The sequence below is a fragment of the Arthrobacter sp. B2a2-09 genome, assembly GCF_027587375.1.
Taxonomy (GTDB): Bacteria; Actinomycetota; Actinomycetes; order Actinomycetales; family Micrococcaceae; genus Arthrobacter.
On record NZ_JAMXIC010000004.1, the window covers coordinates 109757 to 128792 of the forward strand.

Annotated in this window: 19 protein-coding genes; 7 read left to right on the forward strand and 12 right to left on the reverse strand. The window is 64.4% G+C overall.

The genetic code is table 11. From position 1 onward, the window contains the following. The first annotated feature begins 64 nt into the window (after window positions 1–64). Window positions 65–370, forward strand: coding sequence for a hypothetical protein (locus NFJ07_RS06150; protein ID WP_269993219.1), 306 nt, complete (start codon window positions 65–67; stop codon window positions 368–370). After that, window positions 348–2597 (forward strand): thioredoxin domain-containing protein, encoded by a 2250-nt coding sequence (locus NFJ07_RS06155; RefSeq protein ID WP_269993220.1) that lies wholly within the window; start codon window positions 348–350, stop codon window positions 2595–2597. Before NFJ07_RS06150 ends, NFJ07_RS06155 begins: the two co-directional genes overlap by 23 nt. Window positions 2598–2609: 12 nt before the next feature. On the opposite strand, the gene trhA is transcribed toward NFJ07_RS06155, so the two are convergent. Next, on the reverse strand, window positions 2610–3251 hold the full coding sequence (trhA, locus tag NFJ07_RS06160; protein ID WP_269993221.1) for a PAQR family membrane homeostasis protein TrhA: 642 nt from the start codon (window positions 3249–3251) through the stop codon (window positions 2610–2612). A 242-nt stretch (window positions 3252–3493) separates the two neighbouring features. On the opposite strand from trhA, the gene NFJ07_RS06165 reads away from it, so the two are divergent. Both NFJ07_RS06165 and NFJ07_RS06170 read left to right on the forward strand, forming a co-directional pair. After that, window positions 3494–4255: an isoprenyl transferase gene (locus NFJ07_RS06165; protein WP_269993397.1), complete on the forward strand. Its 762-nt coding sequence runs from the start codon at window positions 3494–3496 to the stop codon at window positions 4253–4255. A gap of 372 nt (window positions 4256–4627) precedes the next feature. Continuing rightward, entirely contained in the window at window positions 4628–5902 is a 1275-nt protein-coding gene (locus NFJ07_RS06170) for a PhoH family protein (protein ID WP_269993222.1), read from the forward strand. A gap of 212 nt (window positions 5903–6114) precedes the next feature. On the opposite strand, the gene NFJ07_RS06175 is transcribed toward NFJ07_RS06170, so the two are convergent. Both NFJ07_RS06175 and NFJ07_RS06180 read right to left on the reverse strand, forming a co-directional pair. Continuing rightward, a complete protein-coding gene (locus tag NFJ07_RS06175) occupies window positions 6115–6759 on the reverse strand; it encodes a GNAT family N-acetyltransferase (protein ID WP_269993223.1) in 645 nt (214 codons plus the stop codon). Window positions 6760–7033: 274 nt separating this feature from the next. Beyond that, window positions 7034–7804 (reverse strand): hypothetical protein, encoded by a 771-nt coding sequence (locus NFJ07_RS06180; RefSeq protein WP_269993224.1) that lies wholly within the window; start codon window positions 7802–7804, stop codon window positions 7034–7036. A 59-nt stretch (window positions 7805–7863) separates the two neighbouring features. On the opposite strand from NFJ07_RS06180, the gene NFJ07_RS06185 reads away from it, so the two are divergent. Together NFJ07_RS06185 and NFJ07_RS06190 are read left to right on the forward strand one after the other, a co-directional pair. Further along, window positions 7864–8445, forward strand: coding sequence for a prepilin peptidase (locus NFJ07_RS06185; RefSeq protein WP_269993225.1), 582 nt, complete (start codon window positions 7864–7866; stop codon window positions 8443–8445). A gap of 164 nt (window positions 8446–8609) precedes the next feature. Next, window positions 8610–9083 (forward strand): NUDIX hydrolase, encoded by a 474-nt coding sequence (locus NFJ07_RS06190; RefSeq protein WP_269993226.1) that lies wholly within the window; start codon window positions 8610–8612, stop codon window positions 9081–9083. Here NFJ07_RS06190 and NFJ07_RS06195 read toward each other — a convergent pair. The 6 genes from NFJ07_RS06195 to NFJ07_RS06220 form a co-directional block, all read right to left on the reverse strand. After that, window positions 9071–9271 carry a hypothetical protein gene (locus NFJ07_RS06195; RefSeq protein WP_269993228.1) on the reverse strand — a complete coding sequence of 67 codons (201 nt, stop codon included), beginning with the start codon at window positions 9269–9271 and terminating at the stop codon, window positions 9071–9073. The genes NFJ07_RS06190 and NFJ07_RS06195 overlap by 13 nt on opposite strands. Window positions 9272–9471: 200 nt before the next feature. Further along, on the reverse strand, window positions 9472–11166 hold the full coding sequence (locus NFJ07_RS06200; protein WP_269993230.1) for an MDR family MFS transporter: 1695 nt from the start codon (window positions 11164–11166) through the stop codon (window positions 9472–9474). After that, window positions 11163–11843, reverse strand: a complete 681-nt coding sequence (locus NFJ07_RS06205) for a TetR/AcrR family transcriptional regulator (protein ID WP_269993231.1) — start codon at window positions 11841–11843, stop codon at window positions 11163–11165. Before NFJ07_RS06205 ends, NFJ07_RS06200 begins: the two co-directional genes overlap by 4 nt. Window positions 11844–11974: 131 nt before the next feature. Beyond that, entirely contained in the window at window positions 11975–13411 is a 1437-nt protein-coding gene (locus NFJ07_RS06210; protein WP_269993232.1) for a class II fumarate hydratase, read from the reverse strand. A gap of 98 nt (window positions 13412–13509) precedes the next feature. After that, complete coding sequence (locus tag NFJ07_RS06215) at window positions 13510–14124, reverse strand: carbonic anhydrase (protein ID WP_269993233.1); 615 nt, start codon at window positions 14122–14124, stop codon at window positions 13510–13512. A 9-nt stretch (window positions 14125–14133) separates the two neighbouring features. Beyond that, window positions 14134–14853, reverse strand: coding sequence for a DUF4245 domain-containing protein (locus tag NFJ07_RS06220; protein WP_269993234.1), 720 nt, complete (start codon window positions 14851–14853; stop codon window positions 14134–14136). A gap of 204 nt (window positions 14854–15057) precedes the next feature. Here NFJ07_RS06220 and glpX point away from each other — a divergent pair, with 204 nt between their 5' ends. Continuing rightward, window positions 15058–16077: a class II fructose-bisphosphatase gene (glpX, locus tag NFJ07_RS06225; RefSeq protein WP_171983398.1), complete on the forward strand. Its 1020-nt coding sequence runs from the start codon at window positions 15058–15060 to the stop codon at window positions 16075–16077. Window positions 16078–16173: 96 nt separating this feature from the next. Here glpX and NFJ07_RS06230 read toward each other — a convergent pair whose 3' ends face one another. The 3 genes from NFJ07_RS06230 to purE form a co-directional block, all read right to left on the reverse strand. Beyond that, window positions 16174–17109 (reverse strand): lipid II:glycine glycyltransferase FemX, encoded by a 936-nt coding sequence (locus NFJ07_RS06230; RefSeq protein ID WP_269993235.1) that lies wholly within the window; start codon window positions 17107–17109, stop codon window positions 16174–16176. A 4-nt stretch (window positions 17110–17113) separates the two neighbouring features. Beyond that, window positions 17114–18364 (reverse strand): mannose-6-phosphate isomerase, class I, encoded by a 1251-nt coding sequence (manA, locus tag NFJ07_RS06235; RefSeq protein ID WP_269993236.1) that lies wholly within the window; start codon window positions 18362–18364, stop codon window positions 17114–17116. A 76-nt stretch (window positions 18365–18440) separates the two neighbouring features. Beyond that, window positions 18441–18965, reverse strand: coding sequence for a 5-(carboxyamino)imidazole ribonucleotide mutase (gene purE, locus NFJ07_RS06240; RefSeq protein ID WP_269993398.1), 525 nt, complete (start codon window positions 18963–18965; stop codon window positions 18441–18443). Window positions 18966–19036: the final 71 nt, after the last annotated feature.

Consider the following 19036-nt stretch of genomic DNA (forward strand, 5'->3'; position numbering starts at 1 on the left):
CGGCGATTTCTATCAAGCGTAGAAGTCGCCACCCGGCTGGAAACTCCCATAGAAGGTTTGAACCGTGCACCACTTTCTCATCGCCCTGGCCACGACCCCGTCGCCTACCCCGACCCCGTCGCTGCGCCCCGGCTTGTCGGAAGACCAGGTGACCCCGGGGACCTGGGGTTTCGTCCTGACTGCCTTCATCGTGGTGCTCACGACCTTCCTGATCGTGGACATGGTCCGCCGGATCCGGCGGGTCCGCTACCGCGCCCAGGTTGAAGAAGCCCTGGTCGGCGAGGCCGACGGCACCGAGACTGACGGCGTCGTATCGGGCAAGCCGAGCGCAGAAGACTCCGACGGCGATGCCGGCTCCGGAGCCCGCTGACCCGGGCACCACCCGGGAATGGCCGGGGGCGTCCAACGCCCTCGGCTCGGAACCGTCCGCCTATCTTCGCCAGCATGCGCACAATCCAGTGCACTGGCGGCCGTTCGGCGATGAGGCCTTCGCGTTCGCGGCGGCCCGCGATGTGCCCGTCTTTCTCTCCATCGGCTATGCCGCGTGCCACTGGTGCCATGTCATGGCCCACGAGTCCTTCGAAGACCAGGACACCGCCGACTACCTGAACGCCCGTTTCGTGGCCATCAAAGTGGACCGCGAAGAACGCCCTGACGTGGACTCGATCTACATGGCGGCCACTCAGGCCATCAGCGGCGAGGGCGGCTGGCCGATGTCCGTCTTCCTGACGCCCGAGGGCTTGGCCTTCCATGCAGGCACCTATTTCCCGCCAACGGCCCAGCCCGGGAGGCCGTCCTTCCGCCAGGTGCTTGAAGCGGTCCACGAGGCGTGGCTGGAACGCCGGGACGCCGTCGAGCAGAATGCCCGGATGCTCGCCGTCGGCATGGCCAATGCCCAGCTCGCCTCGGCGGTGTTCCTCGACAGGCCGCCCGAAAGCCTGGACACGAGCCTGCTTTCGGAGGCGGTGCGACTTCTCGCCCGTTCGGAAGATCCCGACGGCGGTGGCTTCGGCGGCGCTCCCAAGTTCCCGCCGTCGGCTGTTCTTGAGTTCCTGATACGGCACGCTGCAGCGCCGTCGGATACGTCGGACGCCGCCCGCGACATGGCGGGCCGCACCCTCGCCGCCATGGCCCGTTCCGCATTGTGCGACCAGCTCGACGGCGGCTTCGCCCGGTATTCCGTGACAGCGGATTGGTCCGTGCCGCATTTCGAGAAGATGCTCTACGACAACGCCCAGCTTCTCCGCGCCTACGTCCACTGGGTCCGGTTGCACGGCGACTGGGTCCTGCCGGCCGGCGAGGCCGCAAGTGTGGCGTCGCGGGTGGCGGACTGGATGCTGGACTCGCTCGGCGTGGGCGATCCCGCAACCCCGGACGGACTCGCTTCCTCGCTTGACGCCGATACCGTGGTGGACGGAGTGCATCACGAAGGGGCGTCCTACCTGTGGACTCCCGCGAGCCTCGAAGCCGCGCTCGGCCCTGGGGACGGAGCGGCCGTGGCCCGGCTGATGAACGTGGGGCCGTCCGGGACGGTCTCGGAGCTTGGCTCTCCCCTCCATCCGGGGCGCCAGCTGTCCGGGGCGGAATCGCGGTTGTGGAACCGCGTCAGGCCCGTCTTGCGCGCCGCGCGCTCGGCGCGCCCCCAGCCTGCCCGGGACGACAAAGTAGTGGCAGGCTGGAACGGCCTGGCCATCGCGGCGCTTGCCGAAGCCGGTGCCGTCCTGGACAGGCCGGAACTGGTGACCGCCGCGGAAAGCCTGGCCGAGTACCTGGTGCGCGTGCATTGGCGCCCGGCGTCCAAGGCTGGCGCACAAAAACCCGGCACCTCAAAACCCGGCGCGGGGGTCCTGATCAGGGTCTCGCACGATGGCGTTGCGCGAGGGATCAGCGGCCTGTTGGAAGACTATGCGTTTTGCGCGGAAGGCTTCCTGGCGCTCTACGCCGTGACGGGCCGGCGGCGCTGGTATGGGTTGGCAGAGGAGCTGATCAGCGGAGCCTGCGCGCGCTTCGTGGTGGATGGCAGGTTGTCGGACTCCGTGGGGGAGTCGGCCCAGGTATTCAATGCGCAGGGCCAGCACGCGGGCCTGGACCCCTTCGACAATGCGGCGCCCAGCGGGGCAGCGGCGTTTTCCGGAGTTTTGCTGAGCTATGCGGCCTACTCCGGTTCGCACGAGCACAGGGCCATGGCAAGCAACATCCTGTCGCTCCTGCCGCCCATAGCCGGGCGGGCACCAAGGGTGGCGGGATGGCTGCTTGCGACCGCCCAGGCGGCCGTGGCTGGTCCCATAGAGGCCGCCGTATCCGGCCCTCGAGACCAGAAGCAACGGGAACTCCATCGCGCCCTGTTGGCCTCGCCGAGCCCGGGGATGGTGGTGGCGGTCCAGATCGGTGTTGCTGGCGAAAAAGCCGCCGACGACGGCGCGCTGCCGGAGGCCCGCGCCGCGGAACCGGAGGTGCCACTGCTTGAGGCACGGACGGCTGCTGCGGACGGCTCACCACAGGTGTACTTGTGCCGGGGCATGGTGTGTGACCTGCCGCTTGGCTCCGTCGAGGAACTGATGCGGCGCCTTGACACGATGACGGAGGCCGGAGGCTAGCTCAGCCGCAAACTAACTCAGCACCGCAATCATGATTGCGGCGAAATGTGCGGCGAACGCGAGCACCGTGAGGGCGTGGAAGAGTTCATGGAAGCCGAAGTTCAACGGACTGAAGTTGGGCCTCTTGATCCCGTAGAAAACCGCGCCGGCGATGTAGAAGGCCCCACCCGCACAGATCAGGATCGTGGCTGGAACGCTCGCTGCGAAGAACTCCGGCAAGTAGAACAACGCCCCGCAGCCCAGTGCAACGTAGATGGGCACGTAGAGCCAACGTGGAGCGCCGGTCCAGAGAACCCGGAACAGTACTCCCAGCAGCGCTCCGGACCAGATCACCCACAGCAGGAGCACCGCCTTGGGGCGCTCCAGCAGTGACCACGCAAGGGGCGTGTAGCTGCCCGCGATCACCAGCATGATGTTGGTGTGGTCCAGGCGCTTGAGGACCATCCTGGTCTTCGGCTCCCAATTGCCGCGGTGGTAGACCGCGGACACGCCGAAGAGCAGTACTCCCGTGAAAGCGTAGATGGCGGAGGCGATTTTGCGATCCGTCGTAGGCGCCAACGCCACAAGGACGATCCCTGCCGCAACGGCGAAGGGCGTGGCCACAGCATGTATCCAGCCGCGCCACCTTGGCTTGATTGAGAGCAGCTCCGACATCGTTAAAGCGTACCCCGCGCCGGGATAAGTTACCGCGGAGTAACGCAGTTTGCGATCGCTTTCCGCTGCTCGGGTGTGACGACCGCCCAGCTTGGGAAGGTAGCCTAGGTGGTGCACCTACGGCAGCAGTCCGGAGGCGCCGATAGTTGTTTGGCTGAGGGTGGGCTGCCAACCAGGCCAGCCGCCGTCGTTGTTGTGTCGCTTTTCATGTGGTGTTCAAAGGAAGTCAGGTGAGTGTCCGGATGGAGTGGCCCGGCTTCCTCTACGGCTTCTACGAGCGCAAACTGCTCCGTTCGCTCGAGCAGGAGAAGATTCCCCGGCATATCGGCGTCATGGTGGATGGCAACCGCCGCTGGGCGCGGCAATTCAACGCTCCCACCAGCGAAGGCCATCAAGCAGGCGCGGACAAGATCCACGAATTCCTCGGCTGGTGCCAGGAACTTGGGGTCAAGGTCGTCACGCTGTACATGCTCTCGACGGACAACATGAACCGCTCCGGTGAAGAGCTCGAACTGCTCATGGGAATCATCGCCAACACCCTCGATCGCTTGGATGACGACGCCAATATCTCGGTCCACGCCATGGGTGCGCCCGAGCTCCTTCCGGACTATCTCGCCGAGCGGCTCAACAAGCTCACGGCACGCACTCCGATCCGCGAGCGGCTGCACGTGAACGTGGCTGTCGGCTACGGCGGACGGCGCGAAATCGTTGACGCCGTGCGGGAATTGCTGCACGACGCCGTCGCGCATGGCCGCAACATCACCGAGCTGGCCGATGAACTTTCAGTGGACGACATCTCGCGTTTCCTCTACACGCGCGGCCAGCCGGACCCCGATCTGGTGATCCGCACGTCAGGTGAACAGCGCTTGTCAGGTTTCCTCATGTGGCAAAGCGCCTACAGCGAGTTCTACTTTTGCGAGGCACTCTGGCCCGCGTTCCGCAAGATCGATTTCCTACGCGCCTTGAGGGATTACGCAGGCCGCCAGCGCCGCTACGGTTCCTGACGCGGTGTCTAGCCGGTGCGCTCCCGTTTACGGGATGTTCACAATTTGTCTACATGAATCGCCGTTTGGGCTAACCGGAAATGTAATCGCACGGGAATACGTTAATCCCATCAGTAGGCAAACCGCCTGCTGATCGGGGAGGCCAGTAGATGGAGCGAATCATCGCACCAGTTACGTGGGGGGCCGCGCCCGGCCTTCCGGCCGAGCCGCCTCACGAATAAGCCGGGTTCGCCCGGGGCTGGAGTCGATGTGGCTATTTCTGAGCAACTGCCCGTAGTCGTTTCCGACGGGGAAAGTTCAGCTACCTCTCGCACCAAGCGGGTCAACAGTGGGCGGACTGCAAAGTCCGGGACCCCGACTGGCCGAAGCTATGTGATTGACACTTCCGTATTGCTTTCCGATCCGCACGCCCTGTTGCGCTTCGCGGAGCACGAAGTCATTGTCCCGATCGTGGTCATCACAGAATTGGAAGGCAAACGCCACGATCCCGAGTTGGGCTACTTCGCCCGCAAGGCCCTCCGGCTCCTGGATGACCTGCGCATTGAGCATGGCGGGTTGAATCAACCCATCCCGATCGGATCCGACGGCGGAACGCTGCGTGTCGAGATGAACCACGTGTCCACCGAAGTGCTTCCGGCAGGATTCCGCGGTGCGGACAACGACAGCCGCATCCTGGCAGTCGCCAAGAACCTCGCCAACGAAGGCCACAACGTCACGGTTGTCTCCAAAGACCTGCCCATGCGAGTCAAAGCCTCCGCGATGGGGCTGTTCGCGGACGAATACCGCAATGAACTCGTCAAGGACTCCGGCTGGACCGGCATGGCAGAGATCGAAGCCAGCGAGGACGAAATCACCACCCTGTACGGGCACGAACCGGTTTTCATCCCGGCAGCGGCCGAGCTGCCCGTCAACACGGGCCTGGTACTGCTCTCAAACCGGGGCTCCGCCCTGGGCCGCGTGGGCGCGGACAAGCAAGTGCGGCTGGTCAAGGGCGACCGTGATGTCTTCGGACTGCACGGCCGCTCGGCGGAGCAACGGCTTGCGATCGATCTGCTCATGGATCCCAGCGTCGGAATCGTCTCGATCGGCGGCCGGGCGGGCACCGGAAAGTCAGCCCTCGCCTTGTGTGCGGGACTCGAAGCCGTCCTGGAGCGCCGGGAGCACCGCAAGGTGATCGTCTTCCGCCCCCTGTACGCGGTGGGTGGACAGGAACTTGGCTACCTGCCCGGTTCCGAGGCAGAGAAGATGAACCCCTGGGCGCAGGCGGTCTTCGACACCCTCGGTGCACTCGTCAGCCAGGAAGTCGTCGAAGAAGTCATGGACAGGGGCATGCTTGAAGTCATGCCGCTGACCCACATCCGCGGACGTTCGCTCCATGACGCCTTCGTGATCGTGGACGAGGCCCAGTCGCTCGAAAAGAACGTGCTCCTCACGGTCATGAGCCGTATCGGCCAGAACTCCAAGATCGTCCTGACCCACGACGTCGCCCAGCGGGACAACCTCCGCGTCGGCCGGCACGACGGCGTTGCCGCCGTCGTCGAGACCCTCAAGGGACACCCGCTGTTCGGCCACATCACCCTGACCCGCTCCGAACGCTCGCCGATCGCGGCCCTCGTCACGGAACTGCTTGAAGGGGCGGAAATCTAGGCGCGGCGAGTGAAGGGCCGTGGCCGGTTCGCCGGGCCACGGCCCTTCACGCGTCGATCCTTGTGCGTCTGTCGCTGACGCTCGCTCACTTATGTCGTGTTTCCTGCCGATGCTCGCTCACTTATGTCGTGTTTCCTGCCGATGCTCGCTCACTTATGTCGGGTTTTCGCTGACGCTCGCTCACTTATGTCGGGTTTTTCGCTGACGCTCGCTCACATACCTAGGAACTTTGCCGTGGCTTCGTGGCCCTCCACCTCTAATTTCCAATCCGGTCGGATGAACGCTTCCGGGGTGAGCCGGACTCTCTGGACTTCCACGACGTCGGGGCCCCAGGTGTCGCGGTAACTGCCGTCGGATTCATATCCGAGGCTGGTGGAGACGCCCAAGGACTGCTTGTTCCAAATGGCAGCTTCGGAGGTCGCCATTTCTGCGTTCAGGTAGTCGAAGGCGTAGCTGAGGGCGGCCGCGCGCATCTCCTTGCCGAGGCCTTGGCCTTGCGCGCCCTTCTTGAGCCAGGAGCCGGTGGAGACAGTCTTCAACGATTCGAAGTTCTTCGCCTCCACATCCTGGCAGCCAATGAACTCGTTGTTGTGCCAGATACCGAGGAGGAGCGTCCATGATTCCGGGGTCATTCCTGCACGGCAGCGCCAATACCATCGGGCCATGTTGGCCCCCAACTCATCGTCGGGCAGTTCCGTCCAGGGGTTGCAGAAGGGCGACTTCCCAGGCTCGTGAATGCCGCTGAGGGCGGCCCTGACCGCTGCGGGGATGTCAGCGTCCTGGATGGGGCGCAACTCGAGGCGGGGTGTGGTCAGGGTAAGACCGAAGAGGGGCCAGATGGCACTTAGCTCGTTCATCCGGGAAGCCTAGCGGACAGGCCGGGATAGCTTGTCATCGGTCGGCCCGTTCCGCGGGAGGGCCCAATTGGTGAGCGAGGGTTGGTGGATGGGGCGTATAGGTGAGCGAGCGTTTGGCGGGTGGGGCGTATAGGTGAGCGAGCGTTTGGCGGGAGGGGCGTATAGGTGAGCGAGCGTTTGGCGGGTGGGGCGTATAGGTGAGCGAGCGTTTGGCGGGTGGGGCGTATAGGTGAGCGAGCGTTTGGGAATTGACGGCCAAAGGTGAGCGAGCGTCTCAGGGGCGGGGGCCGATGTCCCAGCTGATGTGTTTGCGTACGTCGGTGAGGTTCATCGATTCGGCGAGGAACAGATCGTCCAGCATGTATTCGTCTACCCCCAGGATCCGCATCCAATGCCCCCGACCGGTGGTATCGCCGTCGAGCGATTGGCTGGAAACGCACACGCCCGTTCCCGAGTCCACCCGCAAGAGCGTCCGTCCGGGAAAACAAAGCGGCGTTGCGGCATCAGACGCCACGTAACTGTGTCCCGGCGTCGCTATGGTTTCAAGGGCCGGCCGGCCCTCGTGATCCACTTCCCGAATGGCGCCGAACGACACCCGGTTGGACTCGGGAAACTCCATCGGCACCGGCGCATTGCCGGCGAGCTCCACAGGATCGAGGGCTGCCGCGAGCCGACCGTTCCCGAAGGACGGTTCACCGTACGCAGCCTCGGGACGCCGGCGGACCAAGCCGGCGGAGTCGTAAACGGGGGTCACCAAGTGGGCCGGCAACAGCCAGGACTTACGCTTGGAACCGAGGTAAAGCCCGTCGCGGGAGTCGTTGATGCCCGTGGTGCTATGCAGCAACGCGCCTTCCATGGTTTCGAGCCGAAGCGCCCCCGGCCGACGCAGCCAGGCGCGCACTGTGGCTCCCGTGTTGCCCGGCCGGTCCAGGTACTCGAACCTCAGGCTGGTCCATTTCCACGGGGAGGAACGGCAGAGGTTTCGGAAGGTGGAGGACATGTCAGCGTCCGGATTGCCTTGGATTTCTGCACTGTAGCGCCCCATATCCACAGTCTAAGCGTGCGTGACCGGCGCAGGTTTGAGAAAACCGATAGCATCCGAGAGTGATCCGACGACTCGGCGAATTGTGGGGGACCAGTTTCCCGGCCTTCTGGTTGCTGCTCGCAGCCTGTGTGTACTTTGCGATTATGGCTGCCCGCCTCACGGTCATTGACGTCCGCCACCACCTGTTGCCCAACCGGATCGTGTTCCCGTCCTATGCGATCGCCGGTGTATTGCTGCTCGGCGCGGCGATGGCTGTCACCCTGGCCGGGGGAGCGGCAACGAACCTCAGCGGCGGAGCAGCGGGGAACACGCCCGACGGCGGTGCCTCCTTCCTCGGGGTGCCCGCCTTGGGAATCGTGGCCGGGGGAGCCGTGCTGTGGGTGTTCTACTTCATCCTGCGATTGGTGTACCCGCCCGGGATGGGCTTCGGAGACGTCAAATTGGCTGGTGTCCTCGGCCTCTACCTTGGCTATCTGGGTTGGGCGCATGTTTTCGCCGGAACGTTTGCTGCGTTCCTCTTCGGCGGGCTGTGGAGCCTTGGGGTCCTGGCTGCCCGGCGGGGAACCCTGAAATCATCGATACCATTCGGGCCGTTCATGCTCGCCGGTGCCGCTGCGGCGATGCTTGCCCTGCCCGCGTGAGGAGAGCCGTGAGCAAGCGGCGCGTGAGACGACCGCCTGAGCAGGCTTGCCCGCTGTCATTCGGGCATCGCCGGTGGGATACTCGCCCTACTGGCGGATCCGATCCGGAAGCGGAGGCAGTGCTCTTGTTGGTAATGACTGTTTCAACGAAAGCGGGCTAGGCAGTGGCGGTCCCGGAATTCATCCTGCAAATCCGCGAGAAGATCGGCAACGACCCGCTGTGGCTACCCGGCGTACGTGGCGTGGTCCTGGACGACGAGAACCGGGTTTTGCTGTGCCAACGGGCCGACAATGGCCGTTGGACCTTGATCACCGGAATGCTGGAACCCGGGGAGCACCCGGCCCCCGGTTTGATTCGCGAGATCTTCGAGGAGACTGCCGTGGTGGCCGAAACCGAGCGGATCCTGGCCGTGGGCGTGATCGGCCCGGTCATTTATCCCAACGGAGACGTCTGCGACTTCCTGGATATTGCCTTCAAATGCCGCTATGTCTCGGGGGAGGCCCGCGTCAACGACGACGAATCAATCGCCGTCGGCTGGTTTGCCCTCGACGAGCTGCCTGATATCAGTGCCGGCCACCGCGAAACCATCCGGCTTGCGCTGGAGCCGGGCTCCGCCGTCGCGTATCAGCGCGATTGACGGGCTGCGAGGATCGCGCGGGCAGCGAAGAGGCAAGCGGCGGCCCCACAGACAATGGCTCCGACGATGGTCCACCATTCGCCCCGGGCGGAGGCTATGGAGACGGCCAGAAGGCCGAAAAGCACGGCCCCTAGTCCCCATCGAACGGCCGGGCTGATGTTCGCGGATTCTTCGGGCTCTGAACTCATGGGTTCCAGCCTAAGCCAGACGCCGCGGGGACGGACAACACAGGGGCGCCGCAACCCCCAAAGATTGCGGCGCCCCGGTTGGCCGGGCCAGCGGCCATGGAACCCGACGTCGGACCAAGGGACATGCCCAGCTTTGCATCCGGGCAGTGGGCATATTCCCCCTTATGTCCACTGGTCCGGGCCAAGGCTGGGCATGTCCTTCAGCGCCGGGCGAGCTCGCCGTCGTTGTCGCCCACCGTGCCGGACTCCGGCTCGGCGTCAGCGTCTGCGTCGACAGTCGCCTCGGCGGATCCTCCGAGGCGTTCGGTTTCAAGGCGTTCCGCCTCCTCGCCCCCGACAGCCTCGCCCCGGGCCACCATTCCGGCGGTGTCGGACAGCGGGATCTGCTTGAGGGTGATGGCGAGCAGGAGGGCGGCAGCGATGAACGGGATCAGGTACCAGAACACGGGTGCCAGTGAATCGGCATAGGCGTTGATGATGGCGTCCTTGACCTGGACCGGCAGTTGGGCCAGTGTCTGCGGATCAAGCCTGCTGGTGGACTGTGCAGCCTGCGCGGCAGAAGCCCCGGCGCCCGTGAATGCCTTCGTGAGGGACTCGGCTAGCCGCGTGGTGAAGATCGAGCCGAAGACGGCAACGCCCAACGAAGCCCCGACCTCGCGGAAGTAGTTGTTGGTGCTCGTTGCCGTGCCGATTTGCTCGGCCGGAACCGCGTTCTGGACCACCAGGACGATGACCTGCATGATCAAGCCCAGGCCTGCGCCGAAGATGAACAGCTGGATGCAGATGACCCAGATCGGAGTTGCCGCGGTGAGCGTGGTGAGCCATAACATCGCAACGATCGTGAGGCTCGCTCCGAGGATCGGGAACATCTTGTACTTGCCGGTCTTGGAGATGCGGATACCGGAGTAGATGGACGTACCCATGAGTCCCACCATCATCGGCAGCATAAGCAGGCCGGAGACAGCGGCCGAGGTACCGGAGGACATCTGCAGGAACGTCGGAACGAAGGCAATGGCGGCGAACATGCCCAAGCCAAGGGTGAAGCCGATAGCCGTTGCGTTGATGAAGATCCGGTTCTTGAACAGGCTCAGCGGAATGATGGGATCTTCGGCTTTACGCTCCACGAGGACGAAGAGGAAAGCAGCAAGCACCATGCCGGCGCCGAAGGCCCAGGTGAGCGGGGAGTCCCAGCCTTGGTCCTTCTTCCCACCGAAGTCGGTGAAGAAGATCAGGCAGGCCGTGGCGGCGGACAGCAGCAGCACACCCAGGATGTCGATGCGCTTTTCGGCCTTCTTGTTCGGCAGGGTGAGCGTGAACCAGGCGATGGTGAACGCCGCAATGCCGATGGGGATGTTGATGTAGAAGGCCCATTCCCAGGTGAGGTGATCGACGAAGAAGCCGCCCAGGAGCGGGCCCGCAACGGCGGAGAGGCCGAAGATGGCACCGAGGGGGCCCATGTACTTGCCGCGTTCCTTGGCAGGCACGATGTCCGCGATGATGGCCTGCGACAGGATCATCAGGCCGCCGCCGCCCAGGCCCTGGATGGCACGGAAGATCACGAAGCCCCAGAAGTCGGTGGCGAAGGCACAACCGATGGAAGCTGCGGTGAACAAACCGATGGCAATCAGGAAGAGGTTCCGCCGGCCCAGGATGTCACCGAACTTGCCGTAGATCGGCATGACGATGGTGGTGGCGAGCAGGTAGGCCGTGGTGATCCAGGCCTGGTTCTCAACGCCGCCGAGCTTGCCGACGATAGTGGGCATGGCCGTGGACACGATGGTCTGGTCCAGGCTGGAGAGCAGCATTCCGGCGATCAACGCCGAGAAAATGATCCAGATCCTTCTCTGGGTCAAGAGCAGCGGTGCGGCCGCTTTGGTCTTGAGCGTTGTACTCACGGTTGATCCTTCTGGGGTTCGACGGGATTGGCGTCCAGCGGTTGGGCGAAGAGTGCGCGGGCCGCGTTGAGGTTCCGATCCAGCAGTTCGCGGTAGGGCTCGGTGTTCTCTTCGGAAAAGAACTGTTTGCTCGTCTTCTTGGTGACTGCACCGAAGACCGCGGCGGCCATGGTGACCTCTACGTGGTCTGCGGGGAGGCCTTCACGGGTGGCGATGAGCTCGGCGAACTGGCGCTCGCGGACTTCGCCTTCGCGGGTCAAGCGGGCCAGGAGCTGGGGCTCGGCTGTGACGGCTGCGATGAGCTGGCGGATCTCCGACGGGCTGACGGTGGACCGCTCGAGGACCGCCAAGGTGAAGTGGCGCAGTGCGGACAGCAGCGAGTCCGAGATCGTGGCAGAGATTGTGCCGAGGGCACGGGCGGGGTTGCGGTTGAAGGCCTCCAAGGCATCTTCCGGAAGTTCATCGGAGAACGAGCCGATCACCGCGTCTTCCTTGGTGTGGAAGTAGTTGAAGAACGTCCGCCGCGATATCCCGGCCTGCTCGCAGGCTTCCTCGACGGTGAAGCCGTTGAGTCCGCGCTGGGCCGTCAGGGACCGTGCGACGGCGGAGATCGCCGCGCGGGTCTGTGCGCGCTTGCGCTCCCGGAGTCCGCCGTCGTTAGTTGCACTATTTTCCACAAAGTAAAGTTTTGCACTTTTTATCTAAGAGTGCAAGAAGGCTCTGTGGGCGGAAACGACGACGGCGGCCGGCACCTTCCGTGGGAAAGGTGCCGGCCGCCGTCGGGCTGGCCAGTTGGACTAGCGGGAGGCTAGGCCTTGTGGGCCGGGCGGGTCATGGTGGTGACGTCGAGAGCCTTGTCGAGCTGCTCTTCGGTCAATTCGCCGCGCTCAAGGTAACCAAGGGAGATCACGGCTTCGCGGATGGTCAAACCCTCGGCAACGGCCTTCTTGGCGATCTTTGCCGCTGCTTCGTAACCGATGAACTTGTTCAGCGGGGTCACGATAGACGGGGAAGCCTCGGCGAGGAAGCGGGCGCGCTCCACGTTGGCCGTGATGCCGTCGATCATCTTGTCGGCCATGACGCGGCTGGTGTTGGCCAGGAGGCGGATGGATTCGAGCAGGTTGGCGGCCATCACGGGGATGCCGACATTGAGCTCGAAGGCGCCGTTGGTACCGGACCAGGCGATGGCGGTGTCGTTGCCGATGACCTGGGCGCAGACCATGATCGAGGCTTCGCAGATGACCGGGTTGACCTTGCCCGGCATGATCGACGAGCCAGGCTGGAGGTCCGGGATGGAGATTTCGCCAAGTCCCGTGTTGGGGCCGGAGCCCATCCAGCGGAGGTCGTTGTTGATCTTCATGAACGAGATCGCGATGTTTCGCAGCTGGCTGGAGCCCTCGATGAGGCCGTCGCGGTTGGCCTGCGCTTCGAAGTGGTCGCGCGCCTCGGTCAGCGGCAGGCCGGTGTCGGCTGCGAGGAGCTCGATGACGCGCTCCGGGAAGCCTTCCGGGGTGTTGATTCCGGTGCCGACGGCGGTGCCGCCCAGGGGGACCTCGGCAACGCGGGGGAGGGCGGCGTTGATGCGCTCGATGCCGTAACGGACCTGCGCGGCGTAGCCGCCGAATTCCTGGCCCAACGTCACCGGAGTGGCGTCCATGAGGTGGGTGCGGCCGGACTTGACGACGTCCTTGAACTCCACGGCCTTGCGGTCCAGGGAAGCAGCCAGGTAGTCGAGGGCCGGGATCAGGTCGTTGATCAGGGCCGACGTCGCGGCGACGTGAACGGACGTCGGGAAGACATCGTTGGAGGACTGGGAAGCGTTGACGTGGTCGTTCGGGTGGACAACTTTGTCGCTCCCGGCGGCCGCGAGGGCACGAGTCGCCAGCTCAGCGATGACCTCGTTGGTGTTCATGTTGGAGGACGTACCCGAACCGGTCTGGAAGACGTCGATGGGGAAATCGCCGTCGTACTTTCCGGCGGCAACCTCATCGGCAGCGCTGGCGATCGCCTCGGCGAGCTCGCCGTCGAGCACTCCCAGTTCAGCGTTCGCCAGGGCCGCAGCCTTCTTGACGCGGGCAAGGGCCTCGATGTGTGCGCGCTCAAGCGTCTTGCCGGAGATCGGGAAGTTCTCCACGGCGCGCTGCGTCTGGGCGCGGTACAGGGCGTTCACGGGAACGCGAACTTCGCCCATCGTGTCATGTTCAATACGGAACTCGGCCGTGTTGGATTCTTGAGTGGAAGTCATGGGGCTAGCTTATGGCGAGCAGCCGCTTGACCGAAAACCGGAGGTGCAAAGCTACGGCCGCTGGTTACCGCCCCTTAGCGGGCGGCCCGGCGTCGGGTTTAGAGCTTGCCGATCCCGGAAACCAGCGCCGCGCGGCCTTCGTCCAGTTTGTAGGAAAGCCCGACGACGGCGGCCCGGCCGTCGTCGATCGCGTCGGAAATCACACGGGAACTGTCTGCAAGGCGACGGGCCGTCTGCTTGACGTGCTCCACCACCATCTCGTTGACGTCCGTCTGCTCGTTGCGCATTGCCGTGAGGACGGAAGGCGTGATGCGTTCCACGAGTGAACGGATGAAGCCTGCTGGCATTTCGCCGGTCTCGACTGCGTTCTTGGTCGCGGTCACGGCGCCGCAGCTGTCGTGGCCGAGGATCACGATGAGCGGAACATGCAATTGGGAGATGCTGTATTCAAGGGAACCGAGGACGGCGTCGTCGATCACTTGACCGGCGGTCCGGACCACGAAAGCATCGCCCAGTCCGAGGTCGAAGATGATCTCGGCGGCCAGGCGGGAATCCGAGCAGCCGAAAATCACTGCGAATGGGTGCTGGTCCTCGAGCAGGGAATGCCGGCGGGAAGCGTCCTGGTTGGGGTGCAAGGACTCCCCGGCGACAAAGCGTTCGTTTCCTTCGCGCAAACGGCGCCAGGCAAGTGCAGGAGTCAGGTAGGTAGCCACGGCGCTACTTTACGGCTTTGAGGTGGCAGGCTGCGAAACTGTGTCGCCCGGCTTCGTGCTCACGTCCGCGGAAGCGGCCGGAGCTGAGTCCATTGATTTCACCACGGCTGCGGCCAGTGTGGAGAACTCGTCCAGTCCTGCACTGCCGCTCAGGATGATCGTGGTTCCGCGGTAGTTCAGGACCATGCTGCGGTTGCCCTTGGCCGTGTCATGGAGCTCCCAGTCGTGGCCGCCGGCGCTGCGCGTGCCGGTAATCGGAGCGCTGCCGGTCTGCTGGAAAATCCAGGTTGGATTGGCCTTGCGGGTCTGGACAATTCCGATGAACATCTGCTTGGGAGTGACGTAGCCGACCTCCCACGTGGGCACGCCATCGCCGGTCCCGGAGTTCCAACGGGCGTAGTTCGGACTAAATGTGTCGCCGGTATCCGGCGCCACGGGTGTGAAACCCGCCACATCTTTCGCGTTGGCTGCGGTTGCGGCCACATCGACGTTGGGCCGGTAGCCGCTGCTCTTTGGTGCCGGGTTCATGAGCACGATCGGCAGGAATGCCAACACACAGAGGAGCAACGCGATGAGCATGCCAATCACCGACGCGTTGGCGCGTTTGGCTGCTTTCGCCGCGATAACGGGCTTGACCGCCGCTTGGCCGGACTCTTGGTTGCCAGTTGCGTCGGTAGTGGCGTTGTCCGATGGGACAGCGGCAATTGCTTTGTCTTGCGTTTCACTCACGCTTCAATAGTCCCTTATCCCGGCGGCTAATACACATCGGGCCATCCGCGCAAGGGGCGTTCCGGGAGTTGGTCATCCCATGACCGTGGCGCTCCGCCCCGACTATGATCTGTTGTAGAGGAATCATTCAGGCTGCCAAGCGCAGCCATTCCTGGTCCCACGAATCGCGTCATCGAAGAAGAGGTTCACGTGTCTCCAGCGCCAATGTCCCAGAAGTATTCCACGATTTCGCCGGCGCTCGCCGTCGGGACCGATGAGCCGGACCGCAACCTGGCCCTCGAACTTGTCCGCGTTACTGAAGCTGCCGCCATTGCCGGCGGTCACTGGGTTGGTTTCGGCGATAAGAACAAGGCAGACGGCGCCGCCGTTGACGCCATGCGCTCGTTCCTCCACACCGTCCATTTCAACGGCGTCGTTGTCATTGGCGAGGGTGAAAAGGACGAAGCCCCCATGCTCTTCAATGGAGAGCACGTCGGTGACGGCACCGGACCGGAGTGCGACGTCGCCGTCGACCCTATCGATGGAACCCGCCTTACTGCCTTGGGCATCAACAACGCCCTCGCCGTGCTGGCCGTGGCCGAACGCGGAACCATGTTCGATCCTTCCGCCGTGTTCTATATGGAGAAGCTCGTCACGGGTCCCGAAGCCGCTGACATGGTGGACCTGCGTCTGCCGGTGAAGCAGAACCTGCACCTGATCGCCAAGGCCAAGGGCGTCAAGGTCAACCAGCTCAACGTCATGATCCTGGACCGCGACCGCCACCGCCCGCTGGTGGAGGAAATCCGCGAAGCCGGTGCCCGCACCAAGTTCATCATGGATGGCGACGTTGCAGGCGCCATTGCCGCCGCACGTTCCGGTACCGGCGTCGACGCCCTGATGGGCATCGGCGGCACCCCGGAAGGCATCGTTGCCGCGTGTGCCATCAAGTCCCTCGGCGGTGTCATCCAGGGTCGCCTGTGGCCCACGAGCGACGACGAGAAGCAAAAGGCCATCGACGCCGGACACGACCTCGAGCGCGTCCTCTCCACGAACGACCTCGTCACGAGCGATAACTGCTACTTCGCGGCTACCGGCATCACCGACGGCGACCTCCTCAAGGGTGTGCGCTATTCCAAGGACAAGGTCCTGACCCAGTCCATCGTGATGCGCTCCAAGTCCGGAACCATCCGCTTCGTCGACGGCGAGCACCAGGCCAGCAAGTGGGAAGGTTACGCCCGCAAGTAGGACGCGCCCTCCCGCGCGAACTGGCAGCAAATGCCCTCTCAATCGAATTTTGAGGGCATTTGCTGCCAGTTCGCGCGAGTGCTGCGAAAGGAAACGTCAGCGGAGCTTTTCGCGCAGCTTCCGGGCCACTTGGTAGGCCCCGTAGCGAAGCTTGTTGACGGGAAGGTCCCACGTACCCGGGTAGGCGATTTCGCGCCCGCCGAAGGACTTCTTGAAGGCAGTGAATCCGGCCCACTTGTGGTCAGGCTCGTCCTCCGGGGCCACACCCCACAGGTCGACGTGCTTGAGTCCCTTGTCCTTGGCATCCGCCATGAGCGTCACGAGCAACGGAATGCCCGCGCTGAGCTTGCGGTGCGTGTCATCGAGCGCCGCGTGGGCGTAGGTGCGCGTGTCGGCGGAGTCGTACGCCAGGGCGGCCGCAATGGGCTCGCCTTCGAGTTCGGCGATGAACAGGGTGCCGGCACCCGCTGGCATGAGGGAGCGTGCCACCGAGCTCAGGTAGTCGTCGCTCTGGGGCTTGAAGCCGTTGCGTGCGGCGGTCATGTGCAGGAAGTTGAGAAGCACGGAGATCTCTTCAGGATCCTGCGAGGACCGGAAGGTGACACCCTTCTTGTGGATGTTGCGGTACAGGTTCCGGTTGGTGGGTTTCATGCCCGCAAGGACGTCCTTGAAGTCGCCGTCCAGATCCACAATCCAGCTCAATTCCGGCTGCTGGTTGGATGGCGCCGGCTGCAGGCCGCGTTCCCGCAGTATCGCCCCGGCGTCGGCGGCTTCGAACCCGGCGGTGACCGGTTCCATCCGGACAAAGACCGCACGGCTGCGGTGCGCGATCGCCGCGAGTGCGGCTACGGCTTCGTCGAAGGCCTCCAACGAATCGGCCACGGGCCCGTAGGGTGCATAGATGACCTTGCCCGCGGGGTTCTTTTCCTCCACCGCGAGGAAACGCCACCCCGGGCCGGACTCCTCGTGCACGGTTCGGCCGAGGGATCGCTGGAAGGACGCCCATGCGGGCGTCTGCAGGAAGTACTCCACCGTTTTAGTTCCCCAAGCCCGTTGTGACGGCAAAGGCAACGCTGGTTCCCGTTGCGCCGGCAACCGGGTGCACCATCACGGGCTCTTCGGATGCCGGGATGAACGCACTCCCGCCGCGCTCCACGGCGAGCTCGCTCTTGGGGGAGTCGAGCACGACGGAACCCGAAACCACGACGACGACGGCGGGACCGGCCTGCGCCATCGGCACCGGTTCCGCTCCGGGAGCCAACTCGATGCGCTGGAGCTGGAATTCCCGGAACGGCGGCACATACAGATCCTGGCCATATCCGGAGGTCCTCGACTCGATGCGCGGTACGCCGAGGGAGGCGAATTCGATGGTCTTCAGGAGTTCGGGGACATCGATGTGCTTGGGGGTGAGGCCGCCACGGAGCACGTTGTCCGAAGCCGCCATCACCTCCACACCGAGGCCTTTCAAGTAGGCGTGGACGTTTCCGCCCGGCAGGTACACCGATTCGCCCGGGGACAGGAAGACAAGATTCAAGAGCAGGGAAATCAGGACCCCGGGATCGCCCGGGAACTCATTGTTGATGTCCACCAATGTGGAGAGTTCCGCGGCGTGCTGACCCATCGGCGCGCCCGATTTCAGGATGGAAACCACCTGATCGGTGGCTGCGGAGACGGCATCCCCGCCGGTAATCAGCCGGGTGAACGCAGCTTTGAGTGCCGAGGGCTCGTCGGACCCGGCGAGGTCCGCGATGACTCCGGCGATGACGCCCGGAACGTCGACGGCGGCAAGGTCCAGGAGGGTCGCCAGGTGCTCGAAGACACGCTGCGAATCGGCGGCTGGACGGAAACCGCAGAGGGCATGAAACGGCGTCAGCGCGAAGATCATCTCCGGCTTGTGGTTGTCGTCGCGATAGTTGCGCTCGGGTGCGTCCGCTGCCATACCTGCGGCATTTTCCTTCGCGAAGCCGTCCCGGGCCTGCTGCAGGCGAGGGTGGACCTGCAAGGACAGCGGCTTGTCCGCTGCAAGGAGCTTGGTGAGGAACGGCAAGCGGGGACCGAATTCGGCCAGGCTCGTTTCACCTAGGAAGTGCACGGGATCCACGCTGATCAGGGTGTCCAAGGCGACGGAAGACCCATCCGGACGGGTGGCCACGGACGGCGAGTCCGGGTGCGCGCCGATCCACAACTCCGCCTCCGGACCGCCCGAGGCGGGCCTTCCCAGCAGAGCGGCGATCGCCGTCGTCGATCCCCATGCATAGGGGCGGAGAACATTCTCAAGCTGGTACACGGCAGGGGATCCTTGTCATTGCGGGACGGTTCATTCGGGATTGCCGGGGATGACCTCTTAGCGGCTGCCCGGGCTCTTAACGACTGCTCCGGGCGGAGACGTTCGCCGTGGAGAAGACTTCGGCGACCTTGTCGCGGAGCCTGGCCCCTTTTTCCGTGGCGGTGTTGTTGAGCTCCTGGGCGAATTCGAGCAGCTCGCCGCGTAGCCGGACGGCCAGCTCATCGGTTCCGGACGCCAGCATGCGCACGGCCAGGAGGCCGGCGTTGCGGGCGCCGCCGATCGAAACGGTCGCCACGGGAACGCCGGCGGGCATCTGCACGATGGACAGCAAGGAATCCATGCCATCCAGGGTCTTCAGCGGGACCGGGACGCCGATGACGGGCAGCGGGGTGACGGAGGCGAGCATGCCGGGCAAGTGGGCTGCGCCGCCTGCTCCGGCGATGATGACGCGGATGCCGCGCTCATGGGCGGTCTGCCCGTAGCGGATCATTTCCGTGGGCATGCGGTGGGCGGAGACGACGTCGGCTTCGAAGGGGATGCCGAATTCGGCCAGGGCGTCCGCCGCAGCTTCCATGACAGGCCAGTCGGAGTCGGAGCCCATGACGAGGCCTACGATCGGGGTGGCGTTCGCCGCACTCGCGTTTTCGGTAATCGCGTTCTCGGCACTGACGT